General features: G+C 63.9%; 5 protein-coding genes and 1 pseudogene. 4 read left to right on the top strand and 2 right to left on the bottom strand.

Annotated elements, in window-relative coordinates; genetic code table 11:
- A partial coding sequence (locus FHG66_RS21015; protein WP_139079100.1) for a YsnF/AvaK domain-containing protein occupies positions 1 to 452 on the top strand: 452 nt, incomplete at its 5' end.
- Positions 453 to 626: 174 nt separating this feature from the next.
- Complete coding sequence (locus FHG66_RS21020; protein ID WP_139079101.1) at positions 627 to 836, top strand: cold-shock protein; 210 nt, start codon at positions 627 to 629, stop codon at positions 834 to 836.
- 1,138 nt (positions 837 to 1,974) lie between these two features.
- On the opposite strand, the gene thyX is transcribed toward FHG66_RS21020, so the two are convergent.
- Positions 1,975 to 2,883: an FAD-dependent thymidylate synthase gene (gene thyX / locus FHG66_RS21025; protein ID WP_139079102.1), complete on the bottom strand. Its 909-nt coding sequence runs from the start codon at positions 2,881 to 2,883 to the stop codon at positions 1,975 to 1,977.
- Between the two features lie 417 nt (positions 2,884 to 3,300).
- Between thyX and FHG66_RS21030 the strand changes: the two genes are divergently transcribed.
- Positions 3,301 to 3,729, top strand: a complete 429-nt coding sequence (locus tag FHG66_RS21030) for a VOC family protein (RefSeq protein WP_139079103.1) — start codon at positions 3,301 to 3,303, stop codon at positions 3,727 to 3,729.
- A gap of 2 nt (positions 3,730 to 3,731) precedes the next feature.
- Entirely contained in the window at positions 3,732 to 4,448 is a 717-nt protein-coding gene (locus FHG66_RS21035) for a DUF1194 domain-containing protein (protein ID WP_246082708.1), read from the top strand.
- Positions 4,449 to 4,583: 135 nt separating this feature from the next.
- On the opposite strand, the pseudogene FHG66_RS21040 reads toward FHG66_RS21035, so the two are convergent.
- Positions 4,584 to 4,804 (bottom strand): annotated as a pseudogene (locus FHG66_RS21040) (MarR family transcriptional regulator); the annotation flags it as partial.

Genomic DNA, 4,804 nt, shown 5'->3' on the forward strand with positions numbered 1-4,804 from the left:
CGGCCGGGTCGGCCTCCTTTGACGACCAGGCCCAGTACAACGAGGACGGCACCGTCAAGGTGATCGAGGAACGCCTGGCGGTGGGCAAGCGCCAGGAAGAGCAGGGCCGGGTGCGCGTGCGCTCCTATGTCCGCGAAGTGCCGGTGGACGCCGAGGTGGACCTGCGCGCCACGCGGGTGTTCGTGGAGCGCCGGCCCGTGGACCGGGCGGTGACCACGGGCGACGTGGCCATGGGCGACCAGGTGCTCGAAGCGCGCGAAACGGCCGAGGTGGCGGTCGTGGGCAAGGAGGCCCGCGTGGTCGAGGAGATCGGCCTGCGCCAGGAGACCGAGGTGCGCCACGAGCACATCCAGGACACCGTGCGCAAGACCGAGGTCGAGATCGAGGACGAGCGCACCGGCGAGCGCAGCTCGCTTACCGGCGGCACCAAGGATACGACCGGCGGGTACTGAGCCTCTGCTGCGGACTGAATGACCAAGGGCCACGGGCGCAACTCGCGTCCGGGGCCTTTGCCTGTGCGGGCTTTGCAATTTCCGGCTGTGGAAGCGTTGTCCCCCTCCCCTCGCCTCCTAGATGCGACGAAGGGACCGGCCACCGATCGGCCAGACGCGATGGAGACACCGACTATGCCCAAGGGCACCGTGAAATGGTTCAACACGACAAAGGGTTATGGCTTCATCGCCCCTGAGGACGGAGGGAAGGACATCTTCGTGCATATCAGCGCCGTCGAGCAGTCGGGCCTGACCGGGCTGGCCGACAACCAGCCGATCGAGTTCGACCTGATCCAGGGTCGCGACGGCCGGGACATGGCGGGGAACCTGCGCAAGTCGCAGTGAGAGCCTACCCACGAGAGTTTTGAAAGGCCGGGGCGGCAGGCTCCGGCCTTTTGCGTTGGGAGGCTCCGGCCATGACGCCCTTTCCGTAACCACTGGTTGCCACGCGTTCTTGCGCGTGCGTTTCAGTCGGCACACCGCAAAGGCCTTCCACGCCCGCCCGACCTGGCCTGTCCCCGCCCGCGCCCTCAACGGAACGGGGTTCGGGGCCGAGGCCGGACGAGCGCGGGGCCGTGAGGGGAGAATGCCGGACAGGGGTAAATGGGGCGTTGGAGGACCGTGCGGTGCGGGGGCAGTGTTCCTATTGCTGGCGAACTGGAGTAAGAGCCGTCTTATCGGTTATTAATCTCACGCCAACAATCACGTTGGCTTAACAGGTTTTAAGCGTACCGGACTGTACTACGGAATTCTTGATACCCGCAGCCGACGTGAATATTGGACCTGCATCCAAAGGAGATGAATCAGGAAAGAAAGTTCTGAACAGGATGCGATACTCCTCCTCTACGGAGAAGAGCTTTGGCTTGACGAAATTTGCCGCCAGATAATCGTTAAACTTGGCTGCGGATCATAGAAGCCTTTGTTGCCCACATGACTATAACGCTTCTTGCTGCCGTACTCTATAGGCCCCAACAGGATCTTTTGACCAGGAAATTCGCCTGTCTTCAACCATCCTTGGGTCAATCCCCAGTCTACTAGACCACGCATCAGCAGCAGGGTGTCGAAAACGACATAGCTTAAAAGTTCAGTGTCTCCTCGATAATTTCAATACCCATGCACCAAGGCCAGATGACGGTTACGGTCATACGGACCTACGGAGAAACACAAAGCATGGGAACTGTAGTTTATATCTCTGCGATAGAACGTTCCGACATTAGCCGTACTAATGCTATGAAAATCAACACGACCAACGCAACCACTAAACTCGCTTCCTGCCGAAACTTCGTGGGATATCAATCCCTCTTCGGAGTCCGATAACCGCATGACCCCAGCCTCATCTCCACGATAACTGAACGTAGTGCCAGCCCTCAACTCACCATCTCGGACGTTTCTGAGGAACTTATTGGACACGTGTTTAGTCAAGTACTTGGGCAAGTTGCTTCGATAGGACCAGAATTGTGATCGTGCCGATCTCCTGAAGTTTTCAGACACCCCACACCCCCTCGAACTCCCGCCATTCCCCCTTGCTCATTCCCGACGTCTCCTGCGTCACCACCTCCCCGGCCAGACGCCGCTTCAGGACCTCAACGCCCTTGGCGCTCAACGACAGCCCGCCCATCCGAAAGTCCTCGAACGCCTGCCATGCAAAGGGCACCCAGTCCTTCACTACCGCCCCGAGGACGTCGGCATAGACGCGGATCTCGTATTGCGCGTGGGCGTCGGCGCGGAGGCGGATGAAGTTGAACAGGTTGTGGAGGTTCGTCTTCCAGTACCACTGGGTGTAGACGTTCATGGGCAGGTTCATGCGCGCGAGCTCGCGGGCGAGGCCCTGCTGCCCTTCTTGGGAGATCATCGCCTCGTAATGGTCATAGGTCTGGGTCGCGTCCTCGCGCAGCCAGTCGAGGACACGCGCGGCCTCGTCGTCGCCCAGCGTCTCGCCCCGGCCCTGGTTATTGACGGCGCTCTGGGCGGCGAGCGCCTCGCGGGCGGGGATGTAGAACTCCCGGTCGAGGATCGAGTAGCGGGCGCTGTATTCGTTGACGCTCGCGGTGCGGTGGCGGATCCACTGGCGGGCAACGAAGACCGGGAGCTTCACATGGAGCTTGATCTCGCACATCTCGAAGGGGGTCGAGTGCCAGTGTCGGATGAGGTAGCGGATCAGCCCCTCGTCGTTCTGAACGGACTTGGTGCCGCGCCCATAGGAGACGCGGGCGGCCTGCACGATCGAGGAGTCATCGCCCATGTAGTCCACCACGCGCACGAAGCCGTGGTCGAGCACCGGGTGGACGAGGTGGAGGTGCCGCTCCATGCCTTCGGCAACGGGGCGCAGCGTGGGGCGCGAAGTCTCGCGGAGGGCCGCGATCTCGGCCTCCTGTTCCGGGGTCAGCGGCATGGGTCCGTCCTTGGTTGAGGCCCGGGCAGGATAGCGGCCAGCGTCGCGCCCGCAACAGCGTGGCGGAACGCGAGGCCGCAGCACCGGCGCGAAGGCCACGATCGATGTGAGAGACCCCGCTTTGCGAAAGGTCCGGACCACCTGCAAGTTGGCCCGCTTTGGAGTTCCATGGGTTTCACTCGGGAAGCGCCCAAGCGCACGAACAGGCAGGTCCGCGTCCGGTTGCCCTCTGGACAAACCGGGACCCGTCGTGCGGACGCAGGCCGACAACGTGCCAGTGGCGATGGACACCGCGCCGTCGGCGGCATTGAGCGCGGGCTAGACACCCGACGCCCTGCACTGCGCCTGGCAGTCGGACGGGACTGGCGCGTCCAGCCTGCGCTGCTACTTTCCGCGGGTACGAAGGGGAGTGACGGAATGACGATCCGCTATCTGCATACCATGGTCCGCGTGAAGGACCTCGAGGCATCCATGGCCTTCTTCGAGAAGCTTGGCCTGCGCGAGACGCGTCGCATCGACAACGAGGGCGGGCGCTTCTCGCTCGTGTTCATGGCGCCTCCGGGCCAGGAGGATTGCCCGGTCGAGCTGACCTACAACTGGGACGGCGACCCTGGCCTGCCGTCCGATTCGCGGCATTTCGGGCACCTCGCCTACCAGGTGGACGACATCTACGCCCTCTGCCAGGAGCTGATGGACTCGGGCGTCACGATCAATCGCCCGCCCCGGGACGGTCACATGGCCTTTGTCCGTTCGCCTGACAACGTGTCCATCGAATTGCTGCAACGGGGCGAGCGGAAGCCCCCGCAGGAGCCCTGGGCCTCCATGAGCAACACCGGCACCTGGTGATCGTGCCGCGCCGCCCTCCTTTCCTTCCGGGACTGGCGGCGCTGCTGTGCCTGGCTGCGCCAGCGGCGGCTCAGGACTGCCGCCTGGCGCTGGTCCTCGCGCTCGACGTGTCCTCGTCGGTGGACCCGTCCGAGGACCGGCTCCAGCGCGAGGGGATGGGACGCGCGCTCCTGGCCCCCGAGGTGGCCGAGGCTTTCCTGGCCGGGGATCCGGTTGCGTTGTATGCCTTCGAGTGGTCCGGGCGAAACGCGCAGGTGCCGTTGCTGCCGGGCTGGGTCATGGTGGAGGACGAGCCCACGCTGGGCGCCGTGGCGCGTGGCATCGCCAAGAGCCGCCGCAGCCATGACGAGTTGCCCACGGCTGTGGGTGCGGCGCTGGGCTTTGCGGCGACCCGGCTCCGCGAGGCCCCGGACTGCCGGGCCCGCACCGTGGATGTGTCCGGCGACGGCATGCACAATGAGGGATTCTCGCCTGATCTGGCCTATTCGACCTTCCCGTTCGAGAATGTCACCGTCAACGCGCTGGTGATTGGAGGGGCCGAGAACAGCGAGGACTTGGCGGAATGGTTCCGGGCCGAGGTGCTGCACGGGCCGGGGGCGTTCCTGATCTTTGCCGAAGATTACGACAGCTACGAAGAGGCGATGAAAGCCAAGCTTCTGCGGGAGCTGCAGCCGCCTGCGGTCAGCGCGATCTCTGGACGGGATAGGCCGGCCGGATAAGGCGCGGCGATCCGGACCGGTCGCATGGCCGAAGTCGCAGGTCCGTTCCGGCTGCGCTTCTGCGCGCCGTTACGGAAAAAAGAATGGATGAAACGTTCTGGCTTGTCACATTCGCACCGCGAGCACGGGCCCGCGTCAGTAGATGTAGCGGATCTGGTCGGTCCAGTACCGCTCCATGCGCTTGAGGGCGCGCGTGATCTCGTCCATCGCGTCGGCATCGAGGATGGCGCGGGTGGTCAGCCCCTCGGCATGGGTGGCAAAAAGCTTGGCCACGATGTCGCGCAGCTTGCGGCCCTTGTCCGTAAGCTTGACCCGCACCGAGCGGCGGTCGATCTCGCTCCGCTGGTGGTGCATGT

Origin of the sequence: Rubellimicrobium rubrum, assembly GCF_006152115.1 — a bacterium.
GTDB lineage: Bacteria > Pseudomonadota > Alphaproteobacteria > Rhodobacterales > Rhodobacteraceae > Rubellimicrobium > Rubellimicrobium rubrum.